This window comes from Sphingobium sp. SG1 (assembly GCF_057063145.1).
This window is the reverse complement of sequence record NZ_JBVVOJ010000003.1, coordinates 361,406-377,611: the sequence shown is the minus strand read 5'-3', so window position 1 is coordinate 377,611 and position 16,206 is coordinate 361,406. Positions and strand designations below refer to the sequence as shown.

19 protein-coding genes are annotated in these 16,206 nt (G+C 65.2%); 13 read left to right on the top strand and 6 right to left on the bottom strand.

The window, feature by feature from the left end; translation table 11 throughout:
* Entirely contained in the window at positions 1-2,628 is a 2,628-nt protein-coding gene (locus AC0KVN_RS09760) for a TonB-dependent receptor (protein ID WP_161734215.1), read from the top strand.
* 23 nt (positions 2,629-2,651) lie between these two features.
* Positions 2,652-2,951: a hypothetical protein gene (locus tag AC0KVN_RS09755; RefSeq protein ID WP_483656088.1), complete on the top strand. Its 300-nt coding sequence runs from the start codon at positions 2,652-2,654 to the stop codon at positions 2,949-2,951.
* Positions 2,952-2,955: 4 nt separating this feature from the next.
* Here AC0KVN_RS09755 and AC0KVN_RS09750 read toward each other — a convergent pair whose 3' ends face one another.
* From AC0KVN_RS09750 to ubiG, 3 genes are all read right to left on the bottom strand, one after another.
* Positions 2,956-3,549 carry a YdeI/OmpD-associated family protein gene (locus AC0KVN_RS09750; protein ID WP_435566791.1) on the bottom strand — a complete coding sequence of 198 codons (594 nt, stop codon included), beginning with the start codon at positions 3,547-3,549 and terminating at the stop codon, positions 2,956-2,958.
* A gap of 157 nt (positions 3,550-3,706) precedes the next feature.
* On the bottom strand, positions 3,707-4,240 hold the full coding sequence (locus AC0KVN_RS09745; RefSeq protein ID WP_048937694.1) for an energy transducer TonB family protein: 534 nt from the start codon (positions 4,238-4,240) through the stop codon (positions 3,707-3,709).
* A gap of 384 nt (positions 4,241-4,624) precedes the next feature.
* Positions 4,625-5,359: a bifunctional 2-polyprenyl-6-hydroxyphenol methylase/3-demethylubiquinol 3-O-methyltransferase UbiG gene (ubiG, locus tag AC0KVN_RS09740; RefSeq protein ID WP_435566790.1), complete on the bottom strand. Its 735-nt coding sequence runs from the start codon at positions 5,357-5,359 to the stop codon at positions 4,625-4,627.
* A gap of 352 nt (positions 5,360-5,711) precedes the next feature.
* Between ubiG and AC0KVN_RS09735 the strand changes: the two genes are divergently transcribed.
* The 4 genes from AC0KVN_RS09735 to AC0KVN_RS09720 all read left to right on the top strand — a co-directional run bounded on the left by AC0KVN_RS09735 (position 5,712) and on the right by AC0KVN_RS09720 (position 10,181).
* Entirely contained in the window at positions 5,712-6,977 is a 1,266-nt protein-coding gene (locus AC0KVN_RS09735) for an aspartate kinase (RefSeq protein WP_004208043.1), read from the top strand.
* A 224-nt stretch (positions 6,978-7,201) separates the two neighbouring features.
* Positions 7,202-8,215: an NAD(P)H-dependent flavin oxidoreductase gene (locus AC0KVN_RS09730; protein ID WP_017501365.1), complete on the top strand. Its 1,014-nt coding sequence runs from the start codon at positions 7,202-7,204 to the stop codon at positions 8,213-8,215.
* 85 nt (positions 8,216-8,300) lie between these two features.
* Positions 8,301-9,059: a hypothetical protein gene (locus AC0KVN_RS09725; RefSeq protein ID WP_435566788.1), complete on the top strand. Its 759-nt coding sequence runs from the start codon at positions 8,301-8,303 to the stop codon at positions 9,057-9,059.
* A gap of 201 nt (positions 9,060-9,260) precedes the next feature.
* Positions 9,261-10,181 (top strand): hypothetical protein, encoded by a 921-nt coding sequence (locus AC0KVN_RS09720; protein ID WP_435566787.1) that lies wholly within the window; start codon positions 9,261-9,263, stop codon positions 10,179-10,181.
* Between the two features lie 7 nt (positions 10,182-10,188).
* On the opposite strand, the gene AC0KVN_RS09715 is transcribed toward AC0KVN_RS09720, so the two are convergent.
* Positions 10,189-10,626, bottom strand: a complete 438-nt coding sequence (locus AC0KVN_RS09715) for a winged helix-turn-helix transcriptional regulator (protein WP_010337551.1) — start codon at positions 10,624-10,626, stop codon at positions 10,189-10,191.
* Between the two features lie 101 nt (positions 10,627-10,727).
* Between AC0KVN_RS09715 and AC0KVN_RS09710 the strand changes: the two genes are divergently transcribed.
* A complete protein-coding gene (locus tag AC0KVN_RS09710) occupies positions 10,728-11,468 on the top strand; it encodes an SDR family oxidoreductase (RefSeq protein ID WP_435566786.1) in 741 nt (246 codons plus the stop codon).
* 128 nt (positions 11,469-11,596) lie between these two features.
* The gene (locus AC0KVN_RS09705) at positions 11,597-11,917 is read left to right on the top strand and encodes a DMT family transporter (protein ID WP_017501361.1); all 321 of its coding nucleotides are present in this window, start codon (positions 11,597-11,599) and stop codon (positions 11,915-11,917) included.
* Here AC0KVN_RS09705 and AC0KVN_RS09700 read toward each other — a convergent pair.
* Complete coding sequence (locus AC0KVN_RS09700; RefSeq protein WP_435566785.1) at positions 11,889-12,584, bottom strand: winged helix-turn-helix transcriptional regulator; 696 nt, start codon at positions 12,582-12,584, stop codon at positions 11,889-11,891. The two genes, AC0KVN_RS09705 and AC0KVN_RS09700, sit on opposite strands and share 29 nt — an antisense overlap.
* Before the next feature lie 113 nt (positions 12,585-12,697).
* On the opposite strand from AC0KVN_RS09700, the gene AC0KVN_RS09695 reads away from it, so the two are divergent.
* From AC0KVN_RS09695 to AC0KVN_RS09675, 5 genes are read left to right on the top strand one after another with little or no spacing between them, the layout of a single operon-like run.
* On the top strand, positions 12,698-13,144 hold the full coding sequence (locus AC0KVN_RS09695; RefSeq protein WP_435566784.1) for a VOC family protein: 447 nt from the start codon (positions 12,698-12,700) through the stop codon (positions 13,142-13,144).
* A 30-nt stretch (positions 13,145-13,174) separates the two neighbouring features.
* Positions 13,175-13,537, top strand: a complete 363-nt coding sequence (locus AC0KVN_RS09690; protein ID WP_374548804.1) for a DUF1428 domain-containing protein — start codon at positions 13,175-13,177, stop codon at positions 13,535-13,537.
* A 31-nt stretch (positions 13,538-13,568) separates the two neighbouring features.
* Entirely contained in the window at positions 13,569-14,360 is a 792-nt protein-coding gene (locus AC0KVN_RS09685) for a VOC family protein (RefSeq protein ID WP_435566783.1), read from the top strand.
* Positions 14,360-14,851 (top strand): VOC family protein, encoded by a 492-nt coding sequence (locus AC0KVN_RS09680; protein ID WP_435566782.1) that lies wholly within the window; start codon positions 14,360-14,362, stop codon positions 14,849-14,851. The genes AC0KVN_RS09685 and AC0KVN_RS09680 overlap by 1 nt, the downstream gene beginning before the upstream one ends.
* Positions 14,848-15,315 carry an SRPBCC domain-containing protein gene (locus AC0KVN_RS09675; protein WP_287431562.1) on the top strand — a complete coding sequence of 156 codons (468 nt, stop codon included), beginning with the start codon at positions 14,848-14,850 and terminating at the stop codon, positions 15,313-15,315. The genes AC0KVN_RS09680 and AC0KVN_RS09675 overlap by 4 nt, the downstream gene beginning before the upstream one ends.
* Here the strand turns inward: AC0KVN_RS09675 and AC0KVN_RS09670 are convergent.
* The gene (locus AC0KVN_RS09670) at positions 15,278-16,168 is read right to left on the bottom strand and encodes a hypothetical protein (protein WP_435566781.1); all 891 of its coding nucleotides are present in this window, start codon (positions 16,166-16,168) and stop codon (positions 15,278-15,280) included. The two genes, AC0KVN_RS09675 and AC0KVN_RS09670, sit on opposite strands and share 38 nt — an antisense overlap.
* Positions 16,169-16,206: the final 38 nt, after the last annotated feature.

The following is a 16,206-nucleotide window of genomic DNA, read 5'->3' as shown; positions in this document are numbered from 1 at the left end:
ATGATCCTGTCTGCGCCGGCACTGGCGCAGGCCCCGGCAGCCGATGCCGCCGCCGCCGATGCCGCAGCAGCAGAGGCCGAACAGGGGCTGGGCGAGATCGTCGTCACCGCGACGCGCAGCGCGCAGAGCATCCAGAAGGTGCCGATTTCGATGCAGGCGCTGGGCGCGGAGAAATTGCAGGAACGACAGGTGAAGGGCCTGAGCGATTTCGCCGCCCTGCTGCCGTCGGTCTCGTTCGAGGGCATTGGCCCCGGCCGCAACACCGCCTTCTTCCGCGGTATCGTGCCCGCCGGCGGCGCCTATGCCTCGGTCGGCTATTATCTGGACGACATGCCGATCACCGGCACCGAAGTGCCCGACATCCATGCCTATGATCTGGAACGCGTCGAGGCGCTGTCCGGGCCGCAGGGCACGCTCTATGGCGCGGGCTCGCTGGCCGGCACCATCCGCCTGATCACCAACAAGCCCAAGCTCGACAAGTTCGAGTTCGGCTATGACGTGGAAGCCAATAAATATGGCAAGGGCGATTTCGGCGGCCAGCTGGAATCCTACATCAACGTGCCGCTGGCGCCGACGCTGGCGGTGCGGGCCATGGGCTATTATCGGCGCGACGGCGGCTATATCGACAATACGCCCAACAACGGCACGTTCAACGATGGCAGTTCGTCGACCCTGACACTGGGCGACAACAACCCCAACACATCCTACACGCTCGACAATAGCGACATCGCCAAGGATGATTACAACACCATCCGCGAATTTGGCGGCCGCTTCCAGCTGCTGTGGCAGCCGACCGAGGGCTGGGACATCACGCCCGAGATCACGGCCCAGAAGCAGGTGGCGCGCGGCTATTTCGGCTATGATCCGCGGGTCGGCGACCTGGAGGTCCATGACTATGACCAGACCAAGAATGACGATCGCTGGTATCAGGCGGCGCTGTCGATCCATGGCCATATCGGCGACTGGGACATCGTCTCGGCTACCGGCTATTTCAAGCGCCGCACCCGCACGCTGAACGACTATACCTATTACACGGTCACCTATGACGGCTTCGGGCCGGGCTATGAAAGCTATCTGCAATTTTTCGACAATTGCACCGGCTCCGGCGCCAGCCAGCAGTGCCAGATGATCAACCCGACCCAATATTATCATGCCGACACGCACCGCAACAAATTCACCCAGGAATTGCGGATTTCGACGCCCAAGGACTGGCCGTTCGACGTGACCGTCGGCGGCTTCTACCAGCGGCAGAAGAATGAGCTGAACACCAGCTATGCGATCCGTGGGCTCGACACGATCACCGGCTATACCGCGACCGGCGGCGGCGATGTGGCGGGCGGGCTGATCGGCGTGCCGGCCATGTATGGCATCGCCTATGACGAGGACGGCAATCCCTATTTCGATACCAGCGACGTCATCAACGCCAATGGCAATCCGCTCGGTACGATGATCCTGGGCACCCAGGCGGTGAAGGGCGACGCCTTCTATTATGTCGAGCAGGACCAGCTCTATCATGACAAGGCGATCTTCGCCGAAGGCCATTACAACATCACGCCGACGCTGAAGCTGACCGGCGGCATCCGCTATTTCTGGACCGACTATAAGGTTCGGGGCTTTGCCGGCGTGGCCGGATCGGCCGCAGGCGTGGGCTGCACCACGCCGCTGCCCGACGACGAGCGGCTGACCTGCGTCAACACCAACCCCAATGCGGCGGACGGCACCGGCCGCTACAAGGAGGATGGCGAGACCCACAAGGTCGCGCTCGACTGGCAGTTTCAGCCCGACAAGATGGTCTATTTCAACTATTCGACCGGCTTCCGCCCCGGCGGGTTCAACCGGCCTCTGCGCATCCGCAGCCTGGGCAAGATCGTCAATGTCGCGCCGTTCAAGTCGGAAACGCTGACCAATTTCGAGGTCGGCGTGAAGACCACCTGGAACAATATCTTCCGCTTCAACGCCGCCGTCTATTATGAGAAGTGGAACAATATCCAATATGGCGTGGTCGTGTCGGGCGCACAGGGCGCGGGCATGACCGGCAATGCCGGCAAGGCCGAGGTCAAGGGTATCGAATATGATGCCGACCTGCGGCTGGGCAAGGTGACGATCTCGACTTCCGGCGCGTTCAACGATGCCAAGCTGAAAGGCGATTTCTGCAACTTCGCGCTCAATACCGAGACCGAGTCCATTGCGCAGTTGAGCAGTTGTACGCTGGGCGAGTTCGTGGAAGGATCGAGCCCGCCGACGCCGCAGGTTGCGGCAGCCAACGGCACCCGCCTGCCGCGCCAGCCGCGCTTCAAGGGCACGACATCGATCCGCTATGACACCGACCTGGGCGACTATGCCGCTTATATCCAGGGCGCTGCGCTCTACCAGACCGGCGCGACGCAGGATCTGAACGTCGAGAGCAACGAGCTGCTGGGCAATACCAAGGGCTTTGTCAGCTTCGATTTTTCGGGCGGGATCAAGAAGGATAATTGGAGCGTCACCCTGTTCCTGCAGAACGCCTTCGACAAGCGTGGGCAACTGACGCGCAACACCTTCTGCTCGATCGACTTCTGCGCCAACAGCTCGCGCACCTTCACGATCAAGCCGCAATTCTTCGGCATAAGGTTCGGCCAAAAATTCTAAACAGGTCGCCGAACAGGATGGCCATGCCCCGCACGATATGCGCGCGGGGCATGGCCATTTTCATGGGGGTGGCGGGCATGCTGCTCGTCATGCCGGAGCGGCCGCGCGCACAGGAGGATCATTCCGGCCTGACGCGCGCAGCCTATCGCGCCCGATGCCTGATGTGTCACAGCCGCGCCGCGCCAGAGGGCGTCTCACCGGAGATATTGGCAGGGCTGCATCCCGAACCGGGGCTGAAGCCGGCGGCAGCGATGCCGGGTGTCAGTTGCTGGCGGCGCTGCACCAATTGCTGGCCCGCAGAGCCGCGGGAGGGACGGAAGTAAGTCCCTATTTCTTCTCATATTTCCAGTTGCGGCCCTTGCCCTCGCCAATCCAGTCGACGGCCTGGGCGATGCGCTTGTCGCGGGTGGCGTCGGTCTTCGCCTCATTGATCCACTCGCAATAGTCGCGGATCTTGCCGGGCGGGAAGATGGCCCAGATCGCCGCCGCTGCCGGGTTGGCGGCGATGGCGGCCGCGAGGGCGGGATGGGCCGGCAGAGGCGGCTTTGGTGCCTTGGGGCCGGTGCGTGGGCGATCGCCGGCGTCGATCAGGGCCATGGCCTGCGCGATCAGCCCGGCGATGTCGGCATCGGAGGGGAGGTCGGAAAGGGTGGTGAGGCGGCCGAACTGGCCCATGGCGTCGTCGCTGGCGCCTTCACGCCCAACCTTGTCATGCCAGAAGCCGAAGGCGGCATGGCCCTTGAAGGCGGCCATGTTGGCGAGATTCTGGTCCCTGTAGGTGAAGAAGGGCATGCCCCATTTGACCGCTTCGCCGATGTCCGGCGACGCGGCGTGCATCAGCGCCCGGATATGGATGAGGATGGGGCGGGCGAAGTCCGCCTGGGCGGCGATATAGACGTCGATCCGCGGGTCTATGGCCATAGGATGATCCCCCTCGCTGTGCCGCGGGCTCAAGCGGCTGTCCCGATCGGCTGGTGATGCCATCAGCCGGCGGGCAGTGCAACGCGCGGGGCAATCGCACGGGGCGCAGCGAGGGGGACTGCGGGCGCGCCCCTTTCACGCGCCCGCAGAGCCTGGCTCAGTTGACAGCGCGCGGGGTGTCCGGCGTGTCGAGCAGGGCGATGGCCATGGCCGGTCCACCCGCGCGACGGGCGAAGCGGGCATTATTGTCGAGCGCCTGACGCTGAAGATCGCGGATCTGCCGGTTGTAGCTGGCCTGGGTCGTGGCGAAGAGGATGGTCGCGACATAATTCTGCCCGGCGCCGATGCCGGCGGGGAGCGGATGCAGGGTCGGGATGCTCTGGATGGCGCGCATCGCCGCCTTGTCGAGCTGGCGCGAGCCGGACGAGTTGAGCAGGGCGATGCCGGCCGGCGCACCGCTGTCGCTGCAGGCGAACTTGACCTGGACGATGCCTTCCTCCGGCCCGGACAGGATGGTGGGATAGCGCAGCCGGTTGGAAAGGATGTTGCCGGTGCGTTCGACCCAGCGGTCGAGCGTGGGCGGGGCGGTGGTGGGCGCCGTCACGTCGATCGAGGGGGCGGATGATTGGGCGCGGGATGCGGCCGGCAGCAGCAGCGGCACGGCAAGGCAGAGGCAAAAAAGCAGTTTCATGTTTCGATCTCCTGAGAGCGGATGATCGGCCGGGGGCGGGAAGGACGTCGTTGGTCGGCCCGCATGCGGTCGAAGGTGCAGACGGCGACCCGGCAATGTCTGCACCCGCATTTTTATCAGGCGAAAGATGAAATGACAATTTTACAAATGAATTTGCCATTTAGATGCTTAAGATGTTTGGAAATTAAAATTTAGTTGCAAATGCTTTTCGTGAGAACAGCGTTTCTTGGGCGGCCTCTCTGGCGCTGGATGGCAGGGGAAGGGAAGAAGTCACGGAAAACCGCGCGCTATTCCGGTGCGCGGGCCGGCATGGCGCAGGATGGCGGGGGCACATGTCGACCATGGCGGGACGGTCGACTTGAGGCTGGCGCGCCCGAGTCCTTTTCAGCCCTTGTGGCGCGCGGTCAGAAGATAGTTGATCGCTGTGTTCGCCGACAGGGTGAAGCCGCGCGCCGGATCGAAGGCGAGGCCGCTGCTGTCGGTGACTTCCAAGCCGGCATCTTCGAGCAAGGCGGTCAGCTCATCGGGGGTGATGAACTTGGACCAGTCATGCGTGCCCTTCGGGATGCCGCCGATGCTTTCGCCGATGGTGATCATGGCGAGGCGGGACATGGGTGTGCGGTTGGGGGTGGAGAGGATCATCAGGCCATCGGGCGCGAGCTTGGCCGCGAGGGCGCGAACGAAGGCGGCGGGATCGGCGACATGTTCGATCACTTCCATCGAGGTGACGAGGTCATAGCCGGTATCGCTGACCTGCTCGACCGGAGTGGCGCGATAGTCGATGGCGAGGCCCTGGCCCTGTGCATGGGCGACAGCGACGGCGATATTTTCCGGCGCTGCGTCGAGGCCGGTGACGCTGGCGCCGAGGCGGGCGAGCGGTTCGGCGAGCAAACCGGCGCCGCAGCCGACATCGAGCGCGCGCTTGCCGGCGAGCGGACGGAAGCCATGATCGTCGCTGTCCCAATGCCGGTCGATCGCGGCGCGGATATAGGCGAGGCGGACCGGGTTCAGCTTGTGCAGCATCGCGCTCGACCCCTTGGGATCCCACCAGTCGGCGGCCATGGTGCCGAAATGGGCGGCTTCCTTCGGGTCGATCGTCGCGGTCGTCTCAGTCATCATGCACCTTGGGTCTTGCTGGGTGGCGAAGCACCCGTGCCGCCGTTCTAGCAGCGGGCGGCGGGAAGGCCAATGTGCCATGCTGTCATAGCTATGTCTTTGAAGGCGGGGCATGTAGGAGCGCGGGCAGCGGCAAGGTGGGCGAGCGGATGGCGGGATTGCTTGCCATATCCGTCGCGGCTGCTAATAGGGCAGCCGTTTTGCCCCTTTGGGACATTTTGTTTCACAATTGGAGCAATGTCCGATCCGATTGCATCGGCTCGGCTGCTCCATATCTTTTGTTGGTCGCGTTTTCTGAAGTCAGCAGGTGTTCCACCTGCTTCGAAAACGCTTAAAGGACAGGTTCGACAAGCAAATGGCGCGCATCGTGATGAAATTCGGCGGCACCTCCATGGCGGGGATGGAGCGAATTCGCAACGTGGCCGCGCGCGTCAAACATGTCGTCGACCAGGGCCATGAAGTGGCGGTCGTGGTGTCGGCCATGGCCGGCGAGACCGATCGCCTGGTCGGCTTCTGCAAGGAAGCCTCGGCGCTCTATGATCCGGCCGAATATGATGTCGTCGTGGCGGCAGGCGAACAGGTCACCAGTGGCCTGCTGGCGATGACGCTGAAGGCGATCGGCGTGGACGCGCGCAGCTGGCTGGGCTGGCAATTGCCGATCCGCACGATCGAGGCCCATGCCAAGGCGCGCATCAGCACGATCGAGACCGATGCGCTGATCGCGGCGATGCAGTCCGGCCAGGTCGCCGTCATCCCCGGTTTCCAGGGCATGATGGACGATGGCCGGGTGTCGACGCTGGGCCGTGGCGGTTCGGACACGTCGGCGGTCGCGGTGGCCGCGGCGGTCAAGGCCGATCGCTGCGACATCTATACCGACGTCGACGGCGTCTACACCACCGACCCGCGCATCGTGGCGCGTGCCCGCAAGCTGGACCTCGTCACCTATGAGGAAATGCTGGAGCTGGCCTCGGTCGGCGCCAAGGTGCTCCAGACCCGCTCGGTCGGCCTCGCCATGAAGGAAGGCGTGGTCGTGCAGGTGCTTTCCTCCTTCGATGATCCCACCCAGGACGACCTCCCCGGCACGCTGATCGTGAGCGACGAGGAACTGGAAGCCAAGCTCAAGGAAACCAAGATGGAACGTCAGCTCATCACCGGCATCGCCCATGACAAGAATGAGGCGAAGATCATCGTCACCCGCGTGCCCGACAAGCCGGGCGCGGTGGCCAGCATCTTCACCCCGCTGGCCGATGCGGCGATCAACGTCGACATGATCATCCAGAATGACAGCAAGGACAATGAGGAGACCGACGTCACCTTCACCGTCCCGCGCGCGGACCTGGCCCGCAGCGTCGACATCCTGGAAGCGAACAAGGACGCGATCGGCTTCCGCCGGATCATCACCGACACCGAAGTCGCCAAGATCAGCGTCGTGGGCGTGGGCATGCGCAGCCATGCCGGCGTCGCCGCCACCATGTTCAAGACGCTGGCCGAGCGCGGCATCAACATCGAGGCGATCTCCACCAGCGAGATCAAGGTTTCGGTGCTGATCGACGAGGACGAGACCGAACTGGCGGTGCGCGTGCTGCATACCGCCTATGGCCTGGACGCCCCGGCGGCTTGACAGACATACTCCCCTCCCTTCTAGGGAGGGGCATGGGGGTGGGTGCGATTGCGTCAGCAATCGCCGCCTGCCTTGGTGGATAGGGAGGAAGCTCGCTTTGCTCGCTACCCACCCCAACCCAGCGGCAGGTAAACAGCGCCCCGCGCTGTTTAGGCCATGCCGGGGGCATGGCCAACCAGCCGCTCTTGAAAGGGAGGGGCTTTTTTATGTTGTAGGATATGACGATGACCACTGCCAAACTCGCTTCCCTGATGGCCCGCGGCACCGAATTTCTCGGCTGCGAGAGCGCGATCCTGTGTGGAGCGATGAGCTGGGTCAGCGAGCGGCATCTGGTGTCGGCCATTTCCAACGCCGGCGGTTTCGGCGTGATCGCCTGTGGCGCGATGTCGCCCGAACTGCTGGACGCGGAAATCGCGGCGACCAGGGCGCTGACCGACAAGCCGTTCGGCGTGAACCTGATCACCATGCATCCGCAGCTGTTCGACCTGATCGCGGTGTGCGCCAAGCATGAGGTGAGTCATGTCGTGCTGGCTGGTGGCCTGCCGCCCAAGGGCAGCATCGAGGCGATCAAGGCCAATGGCGCGAAGCTGATCTGTTTTGCGCCCGCGCTGGCGCTGGCGAAGAAGCTGGTGCGATCGGGCGTCGACGCGCTGGTGGTCGAGGGCATGGAAGCAGGCGGCCATATCGGCCCGGTCGCGACCAGCGTGCTGGCGCAGGAAATCCTGCCCGAAATGGCGCAGCAGGTTCCGGTGTTCGTGGCCGGCGGCATTGGCCGGGGCGAGGCGATCGCCGCCTATCTGGAAATGGGCGCGGCCGGCGTGCAACTGGGCACCCGTTTCGCCTGCGCGAGCGAGAGCATCGCCCATCCCGCGTTCAAGAAGGCCTTCTTCCGCGCGTCGGCGCGCGATGCCATTGCGAGCGTGCAGATCGACCCACGCCTGCCGGTGATTCCGGTGCGCGCGCTGAAGAATGCCGGCACCGAAGCCTTCACCGCGAAGCAGCGCGAAGTCGCCAACCTGCTGGACAGCGGCGCGGTCGACATGGGCGAGGCGCAGTTGCAGATCGAGCATTATTGGGCCGGCGCGCTGCGCAAGGCGGTGATCGACGGCGATGTCGAGGGCGGGTCGCTGATGGCGGGCCAGTCGGTCGGCATGGTGACCAAGGAAGAGCCGGTTGCCGACATCATCGCCGAGCTGATGGCGCAAGCCGCCACGGCGCTGGAACGCCGCGCGGCCTGATCCCTGCTGCCTGGAAAACAGGCTTTATCGGCTTTTAACCAATATCGGGCATGGTTTCCGGCATCAGATTTGCCGGAGACCGTCCATGCGTGCCTCGATCCGTCACCTGCTCTTGTGCCCGCTGGGCGGGATTGCGCTGCTGTCGGGCTGCGCGGGGCAGCGGGAGGTGGCGGTTGCGCCGCCGCCTGCGCCCGTGCGGGCACAGCCCGTGCCCCAGCCGCTGCCGCCGATGGGCGCGACGGCCACCATGCAGATACCGGCGATCGGCGCCGATGGCCTGCGCGTCACGCCCAACCGCGATCTGAGCGGGCCGGCAACGCTGTGGCATATGCGCATGGCGCTGAATGTGGCGGCCCTGTCCTGCCAGGGGAACGGTGACGCGGCGCGGCTGCAATATAATGCGCTGCTGGCCCGGCACAGGGCGGCGCTGACGCGGGCCAATGCGCAGGTCGAGGGGGAATATAAGGCGCAGTTCGGCGGCGGCGCGATCGCGCAGCGCGAGCGGCTGAATACTATCGTCTATAATTTCTTTGCGCTGCCGCCGGCACAGGCGGCCTTCTGCGCGGAGGCGGTGCGGGTGGGGGCGACCGTCAACAGCCTGCCCGCGGACCAGTTGCTGGCCTATGCGCCGACCGGCCTCGCCGCGCTGGAAAAGCCCTTCACCGACTTCTTCGATGCCTATGCCCGCTATCAGACCGACCTGGCGGCATGGCGTTCGGGGCGGACGCTGGCGATGGCGCCGGTGGTGCTGGAGGTCCGGCTGAGCCGGGCGGACCTGATCGCGGATGATGGCGTGACGGTGCCGAAGGGGGCGCTGCCGCGCCTGCTGGCGCGCGCCGACTGAGAAAAATCGGCTATTTCCGGCCTTTTTCGCGATGCTCGGCTTGCCGCATTGCAACCAATTGGGATAGCGGGCTTTTAACAGCAACCGGGCGGGGGTTCAGCGGTGAACCACAGGCGGGGCCGTCCTTGGCTGCGCGTTAAGCATATTTCCTCCGGTGGAAATGCCCGGCATGTTGGTCGGGCCAGATCGTCGGAGTAGTTGATGTTCCTGCCACGTTCCCTGTCTTCCCGTCTGTCGCTGCTTGCCCTGACGGCGCTGGCGGCCTGTGCGACGCCGGTGAAGCAAGTGCCGCCCACGCCGCCGCCGGCGGTGGTGCCTACGGTAATGCCGACCCCGCCGCGCAATTCCGCGCCCGACATGGTGCCGCCGGACAAGGACGAGGCCGGGAAGTTCATCACCCCCAATCGCGATTCCCAGGGCGACCAGGCGCTGTGGCATGTGCGCATGGGGCTGAACGTCGCGGCGCTGGGCTGTCCCGAGACCAATGGCCAGACGCGCATATTGTATAACCAGATGCTGACCGTGCATGGCGCGTCGCTGAAGCGCGCCAACGACACGCTGGAGGTCAGCTATCAGCAGCGTTACGGCAGCAGCGCGATCCGCATGCGCGAAGTGCTGAACACGCTGGTCTATAATTTCTTCGCCCTGCCGCCGGCGCAGAAGGCCTTCTGCCAGAAGGCGGTGGCGACGATGACGATCATCAACGGGCTGACGCCCGAGGCGCTGGCCGCCTATGCGCCCAAGGCGCTGGACGAGCTGGAGCAGCCCTTCCGCGATTTCTGGGCGGAATATGAGGATTATCTGCGGCGGCTGGAGGAATGGCGCAAGCGCTTCGGCGCGACGGTGAAGCTGGTCGGCCCGGTCGGCGGCGATGATCTGAACGACCATGAACCGCCGGCGCCGACCGCGCCCGCGCCAATGGGGCAGGTGCCGGCCACGCCGATGCAGCGGCCGTCGGACATGATCCTGCCCGATGCGCCGGCTTCCGCGCCCGCGCCTGCTGCGCCGGCCCCGGCTGTTCCGGGAACGCCGGGCGCGCCGCCGCCGGTGGTGCCGACCCAGCCGCAGGTGCAGGCGCCCAAATTGCCGTTGCAGCCGGTTCCCGCGCCGCCCGAAAGCTGATCGCCGGTCAGGCGTCGCGCGCGTCGAAGCGGGCGCGGGCGTCCTCGACCGTGGCGAGATTGCGTTCGGCCCAGACCCATACGCCGCAGAAGGCGGCGCTGAGGCTGTTGCCGAGCGGGGTGAGGGCATAGTCGACGCGCGGCGGCACGACCGGATGGACGGTGCGGGTGAGCAGGCCGTCGCGCTCCATCTGGCGCAGCGTCTGGGTCAGCATCTTCTGGCTGATCCCCTCGACCGCGCGGCCGATCTCGGTAAAGCGCAGCGTGCCGCGCTCCTCCAGCAATTCCAGGATCAGCATCGTCCATTTGTCGGCCACCCGGCCGATCAGTTCATTTACGAGTCGCTCCACCCGCGGATCGAGATCGGTCGGCGGATCATGGTCGAGATACTGCTCGGCAGCCGCTATTTCAGCGGTAGCGAAGCGGGATTCCAGAGGATTTGCCATTTCTTACCTTTGGGTGCCTATGGCACTTTACGGTGCCTTCTTTCCAAAAGAGAGTGTGGGTCTAAATTAGTGGGCAAGCAACCAGTCACAGGAGCTTTCCCATGAAAAATTCCGGCAACACCATCCTCATCACCGGCGGCGGTTCGGGCATCGGCGCGGCGCTGGCGCATGAATTCCACGCAGCGGGCAACCAGGTCATCATCGCCGGACGTCGGCAGGCGGCGCTCGACGAGGTGATCGCCGCCCACCCCGGCATGGCGTCGATGGTGATCGACATGGAAGATCCGGCGGCGATCGCGGCCTTCGCGGCAAAGCTGGTCGCCGATTTCCCGGCGCTCGACGCGGTGCTGCTGAATGCGGGCATCATGGTGGCGGAGGACAGGATCGACCTCGCCATCGCCGAGGCGACGGTGGCCACCAATCTGCTCGGCCCGATCCGCCTGACCCATGCGCTGCTGCCGCATCTGCTGGCGCAGAAGAGCGCGACGATCCTGACCGTGTCGTCGGGCCTGGCCTTCGTGCCGCTGGCGGCGACGCCGACCTACAGCGCGACCAAAGCAGCGATCCATGGCTGGTCGCTGGCGATGCGCGAGCAGCTCAAGGACACGGGCGTCGATGTGGTGGAGATCGTGCCGCCGGGCGTGCAGACCGACCTGATGCCCGGCCATGCCGAAAATCCGCAGATGATGCCGCTGGCCGATTTCATCAGCGAGACGATGGGCCTGCTGCGACAGGAGCCGACCCCGGCGGAAATCCATGTCGAGCGGGTCAAGTTCCTGAGCGAGGCGACCAAGCGCGGCGAGTTCGACCAGGTGTTCGGGATGCTGAACGGGGCGCATTGACGCCCGCAAAGCTTGCCTCCTGCATCGGGGAGGACTATCTGGGCTTCGTCAAGCGAGGCCACGTCCTCCCCCGCCATGCGGGTTTCAAGTCCGGGACGGCCCGGCGCCCCTTGTGTAGGAGCGCCATAATGGCCTGGATTGCCCTGTTTTTTGCCGGATTGCTGGAAATCGTCTGGGCCTTTGCGATGAAGCAGTCGCATGGTTTTACCCGGCTGGTGCCGAGCCTCATCACCCTTGGCGCGATGATCGCCAGTTTCGGCCTGTTGTCGATGGCGATGCGCAGCCTGCCGCTGGGCACCGCCTATATGATCTGGACCGGGATCGGAGCGCTGGGCGCCTTTGCCGTCGGCGTCGCCTTCCTGGGCGAGGCGATCAGCCCGGCGCGGCTGGCGGCGGCGGCGCTGATCCTGTCGGGCCTGGTCATGATGAAGCTGGCGTCGCCGGGCTGACGGTTGAGGGCGCCTTGGGCGGCAGGGGGAAGAGGCGGACGAACCGCTCCGCCAGCGCCCGGTCGCCCTCCATTTGCAGGGCCGGCGCCATCGCGGCGAAGGACTGGCCGCCATAGACGATGGCGGCGAGTGCATTCTGGTCGCCGGTGAATATCACGTCGGTGCCGGCCGCTGCGCCCCGGTCGATGCGGAAATCGCCATCATGGAGCGTGGCGCGAAATTCCTCCTCACCGAAGCGGAAGCCGATGGTGGCGTCCAGATCGCCGATCGCGGCGCGATCGATCATCGTGCGCATCGACATCACCACCGACACTTGGCTCATCGGCATGCCCGGCTGCATCGTCGGCGATCGGCACGCCCAGCGGCCCAGCACCATGAACAATATTTCCGACTCGCGGCCCCATTGGGTCAGCTCGTAAATCTGGCTGGCGGCGGGTGGGGGCAGGCGGCGGCGGACAAGGATGCTGGCCGCTTCCAGTTCCTCCAGCCGCTGGGTCAGCACATTGGCGCTGATTCCGGGCAGGCTGGCGCGCAGGTCGGTGAAGCGCTTGGGGCCAAGCAGCAATTCCCGCATGATCGGCATCGCCCAGCGATCGCCGATCAGATCGAGCGCATGGGCGGTGGCACAGCCATCCTGATAGGCGCGTTTGCGCGGGTTGGGACTCATTGGTTATCTTTTCTAACTTGTCTGTTGCATAATGTAATCTTCTGGCGCACAAAGTTCAAGTCGGCGACTCACGACAAGGTGCGAGCCGCCATGAAAGCATGAGGAGAGAGACGATGGCCGATGCGCCCGCGCCGAAGATGATCTTCGTCAACCTGCCCGTCACCGATCTGCCCGCCGCGATCGCCTTCTATGAAGCGGTCGGCGCCGTGCGGAACAATGATTTCGCCGATGACAGCGCGCAGATGATCAGTTTTTCCGAGACGATCCACGCGATGCTGCTGACCCATGAACGGTTCGCCGGCTTTACCCCGCGCAAGATCCCCAATGCCCATGAAACCGCGCAGGTGCTGCTGTGTTTGAGCGAGACGAGCCGGGACGCGGTGGACGCGACGGTGGACAGGGCGCTGGTGGCGGGCGGGACCGAGCCGAACCCCAAGCAGGATCATGGCTTCATGTATGGCCGCAACTTTGCCGATCTGGACGGCCATATCTGGGAAGTGATGTGGATGGATGTCGCCGCCGCGATGGCCGCGAACCAGGGAGAAACTGCCGACGTCTGATGTCGACGACCTTGCAGAAGGAGAGAGACGATGAGCTATATGGACGGGTTCGTGATCCCGGTGCCCAAGGGCAACAAGGAACGCTACAAGGAGGTTGCGGCATTCGCTGCGCCGATCTTCATCGAATATGGCGCGCTGCGTGTGGTCGAATGCTGGGCCAACGACATCAAGCCCGGCAAGGTCAATGATTTCCGCACCGCCGTCATCGCCGAAGAGGATGAGGAAGTCGTCTTCTCCTGGATCGAATGGCCCGACAAGGCGACCCGCGATGCCGGCGCCGAGAAGGTGATGAAGGACGAGCGCATGCAGCCCAAGGAGGGCGAGGACATGCCCTTCATCGGCGCGCGGCTGATCTATGGCGGGTTCGAGGTGCTGGTCGACGCGACCGCCTGACCTTCCCCCTATCGCTGACAGGAGACGGACGATGACCGACTTCAATGGCAAATTCTTCTGGTATGAACTGATGACCAGCGATCCCAAGGCGGCGCTGGCCTTTTATGGCGATGTCGTCGGCTGGACGTCGCAGCCCTTTGGTCCCGATGGCGACTATAATGTCGTCAGCGGCAGCGCCGGACCGCTGGGCGGGGTGATGGTGATTCCGGCCGAGGCCAAGGATTGTGGCATGACGCCCTGGTGGGGCGGCTATGTCGGGTCGGTCGATGTCGATGCGGATGCACAACGGCTGACCGATGCCGGCGGCAGCGTGAAGCGGCCGCCCGAGGATATTCCGGGCGTCGGCCGCTTTGCGGTGATGGCCGATCCGGGTGGCGCGGTGTTCATGCTGCTCAAGGGATCAAGCCCCGAGGGGATGGATGCGCCGCCGCCGATGGCGCCGGGCCATGTCGGCTGGCACGAGCTATATGCCGGCGATTTCGACAAGGATCTGGCCTTCTATACCGGGCAGCTCGGCTGGTCGAAGGGCGAGGTCATGGATATGGGCGAGATGGGTAGCTATCAGCTTGTCTCGCAGACCGGCTCGACGGACTTTGACGGCATGACCGGCGGCATCATGCCGGTGCCGCCGATGATGCCGGTGCCGCTATGGCTGTTCTACTTCACCGTCGGCGACATCGACGCGGCGGTCGAGCGGGTGACGGCCGGTGGCGGTACGGTGCTGCAGGGGCCGATGGAGGTGCCGGGTGGCGCCTGGATCATCCAGGCGACCGATCCGCAGGGCGCGATGTTCGCGCTGGTCGGCAGCAAGGGAGAGGGGTGATGGACAAGATTTCGCCCTGCCTGTGGTTCGACGGCCAGGCCGAGGAGGCGGCGCATTATTATGTGTCGGTGTTCGGCGGGTCGGTCGACCATGTGAGCTATTATCCCGAGGTCAATCCGTCGCCTTCGCCGCTGCCGGGCGGGAGCGTGCTGCTGGTCGAGTTCAGCCTGTTCGGGCAAAGCTATCAGGCGCTGAACGGCGGGCCGCAATTCAGCTTTGACGAGGCGATATCGCTGTCAGTGGCGTGTGCGGACCAGGGGGAACTGGACGGCTATTTCGACCGGCTGACCGGTGATGGCGGCACGGCCGGGCCGTGCGGCTGGGTGACCGACAAATATGGCCTCTCCTGGCAGTTGGTGACGCGCCAGATCATGGACAATTATCATACCGGCGACCGTGGCGGCATTGCCCGGATGATGCAGGCGATGATGACGATGCAGAAGCTGGACAGCGGCGCGATGCACGCGGCGTTCCTGGGAGAGGCTGCATGAGCGGGGCGGCGCATGAGCTGTCGGTCACCTGCCTGATCGATGCGCCGCGCGAGATTTGCTGGAAGGTGTGGACGGACCTGAAGGATGAATGGTTCTGTCCCAAGCCCTGGCGCGCCGAGGTGATCGAGGAGGATATGCGCCCCGGCGGCCGCAGCGCGGTGCAGATGTTCGGGCCGAATGGCGAGGAGACCGGGCCGATGGAGGGCATTTTCCTGGAGGTGGTGCCCGGCGCGCGGATCGTCACCACCGACGCCTATGCCGCCGGCTGGATCCCGCAGAGCCCGTTCATGACCGCGATCTGGGACTTTGCGGCGGAGGGCGATGGCACCCGCTTCACCGCGACCGCGCGCCATTGGGACGCGGAGGCGAAGGCGCGGCATGAGGAAATGGGCTTCCATCCCGGTTGGGACGAGATGATGGCCCAGTTCAAGGCGCTGTGCGAGACGTCGGCCGCGAGCGCCTGAGCGGATCGCCGGCGGGCTGGTCGGGCACCAATATTTCCGCCGGGTCCATTTTCGACATGGCGATGGCGGCGCGCATGAAGAGCAGGGCCGGGCGCAGCGACGTGTCGCCGCTTTCCTGCACATGTTCCCGCAGCGCGCGAACGAACAGGTCGGGCCAGCGCTCGATATCCACGCCCTGGCCGCGCAGGATCAGCGCGGTGGCGCTCCAGTGGCGCTGGAGCAGGCCGATCATGTCAGCATAGTCGCGGGAGTCGCCGACACAGGCATCGGTCATCTCGCGGAAGATCGGGCCAAGTAGCAGCGCCGGCTTGCCATCGCCCACGCCCGCCCAGAGCGAGCCGGGATATTCGGCAAGCAGGCCATTCAAGGCATCGCCGAAATAGCGCAGCCGCCCGTCATGGGTGGCGACCTCGATCAACGGGGCGGCGGTGCCTTCCTGCTCAGCGCGATGGCGCAGCAGCATCTGGCAGGCGAAGCCGGCCAGGGCGCCCAGCGTCTCTTCGGCCGAACGGGTGCGCGGCGGACGGACCCGGTCGAGCAGGCGGCGGGCGAGCGCCTCGTCCGGATCGAGCAGGGCGGGCATGCCCCGTTGCGCGCGATCGACGCGCTGCAGGCCGCGCGTGGCGTGACGGACCCAGAGGAAGAAGGTGAGAGTGAACAACGCGAAGCTGGCCGCCATCGCGCCGAGCAGCGGCAGGGCGTAGGCGTTGCGGACAGGCGGCAGGAACAGCGCGAACAGGCAGAATATCGGCAGCAGCGCGAGCGGCAGGAGGCGCGCGACGCCACGACGCAGGCGCTGCGCGGTGGCCATGTCGGGGATGGCATATTGGCCGCCGATCAGGCCGAACGGCATGAACAGCGGGCGGCCGTCCGCGCCATGGCCAAAGGCGC

Bases quoted from the DNA above. Each gene is read 5' to 3' on its own strand.
- AC0KVN_RS09760 (WP_161734215.1), top strand. From the start codon at position 1: ATGATCCTGTCTGCGCCGGCACTGGCGCAGGCCCCGGCAGCCGATGCC.
- AC0KVN_RS09755 (WP_483656088.1), top strand. From the start codon at position 2,652: ATGCCCCGCACGATATGCGCGCGGGGCATGGCCATTTTCATGGGGGTG.
- AC0KVN_RS09750 (WP_435566791.1), bottom strand. From the start codon at position 3,549: ATGGCCATAGACCCGCGGATCGACGTCTATATCGCCGCCCAGGCGGAC.
- AC0KVN_RS09745 (WP_048937694.1), bottom strand. From the start codon at position 4,240: ATGAAACTGCTTTTTTGCCTCTGCCTTGCCGTGCCGCTGCTGCTGCCG.
- ubiG (WP_435566790.1), bottom strand. From the start codon at position 5,359: ATGATGACTGAGACGACCGCGACGATCGACCCGAAGGAAGCCGCCCAT.
- AC0KVN_RS09735 (WP_004208043.1), top strand. From the start codon at position 5,712: ATGGCGCGCATCGTGATGAAATTCGGCGGCACCTCCATGGCGGGGATG.
- AC0KVN_RS09730 (WP_017501365.1), top strand. From the start codon at position 7,202: ATGACCACTGCCAAACTCGCTTCCCTGATGGCCCGCGGCACCGAATTT.
- AC0KVN_RS09725 (WP_435566788.1), top strand. From the start codon at position 8,301: ATGCGTGCCTCGATCCGTCACCTGCTCTTGTGCCCGCTGGGCGGGATT.
- AC0KVN_RS09720 (WP_435566787.1), top strand. From the start codon at position 9,261: ATGTTCCTGCCACGTTCCCTGTCTTCCCGTCTGTCGCTGCTTGCCCTG.
- AC0KVN_RS09715 (WP_010337551.1), bottom strand. From the start codon at position 10,626: ATGGCAAATCCTCTGGAATCCCGCTTCGCTACCGCTGAAATAGCGGCT.
- AC0KVN_RS09710 (WP_435566786.1), top strand. From the start codon at position 10,728: ATGAAAAATTCCGGCAACACCATCCTCATCACCGGCGGCGGTTCGGGC.
- AC0KVN_RS09705 (WP_017501361.1), top strand. From the start codon at position 11,597: ATGGCCTGGATTGCCCTGTTTTTTGCCGGATTGCTGGAAATCGTCTGG.
- AC0KVN_RS09700 (WP_435566785.1), bottom strand. From the start codon at position 12,584: ATGAGTCCCAACCCGCGCAAACGCGCCTATCAGGATGGCTGTGCCACC.
- AC0KVN_RS09695 (WP_435566784.1), top strand. From the start codon at position 12,698: ATGGCCGATGCGCCCGCGCCGAAGATGATCTTCGTCAACCTGCCCGTC.
- AC0KVN_RS09690 (WP_374548804.1), top strand. From the start codon at position 13,175: ATGAGCTATATGGACGGGTTCGTGATCCCGGTGCCCAAGGGCAACAAG.
- AC0KVN_RS09685 (WP_435566783.1), top strand. From the start codon at position 13,569: ATGACCGACTTCAATGGCAAATTCTTCTGGTATGAACTGATGACCAGC.
- AC0KVN_RS09680 (WP_435566782.1), top strand. From the start codon at position 14,360: ATGGACAAGATTTCGCCCTGCCTGTGGTTCGACGGCCAGGCCGAGGAG.
- AC0KVN_RS09675 (WP_287431562.1), top strand. From the start codon at position 14,848: ATGAGCGGGGCGGCGCATGAGCTGTCGGTCACCTGCCTGATCGATGCG.
- AC0KVN_RS09670 (WP_435566781.1), bottom strand. From the start codon at position 16,168: ATGCCGTTCGGCCTGATCGGCGGCCAATATGCCATCCCCGACATGGCC.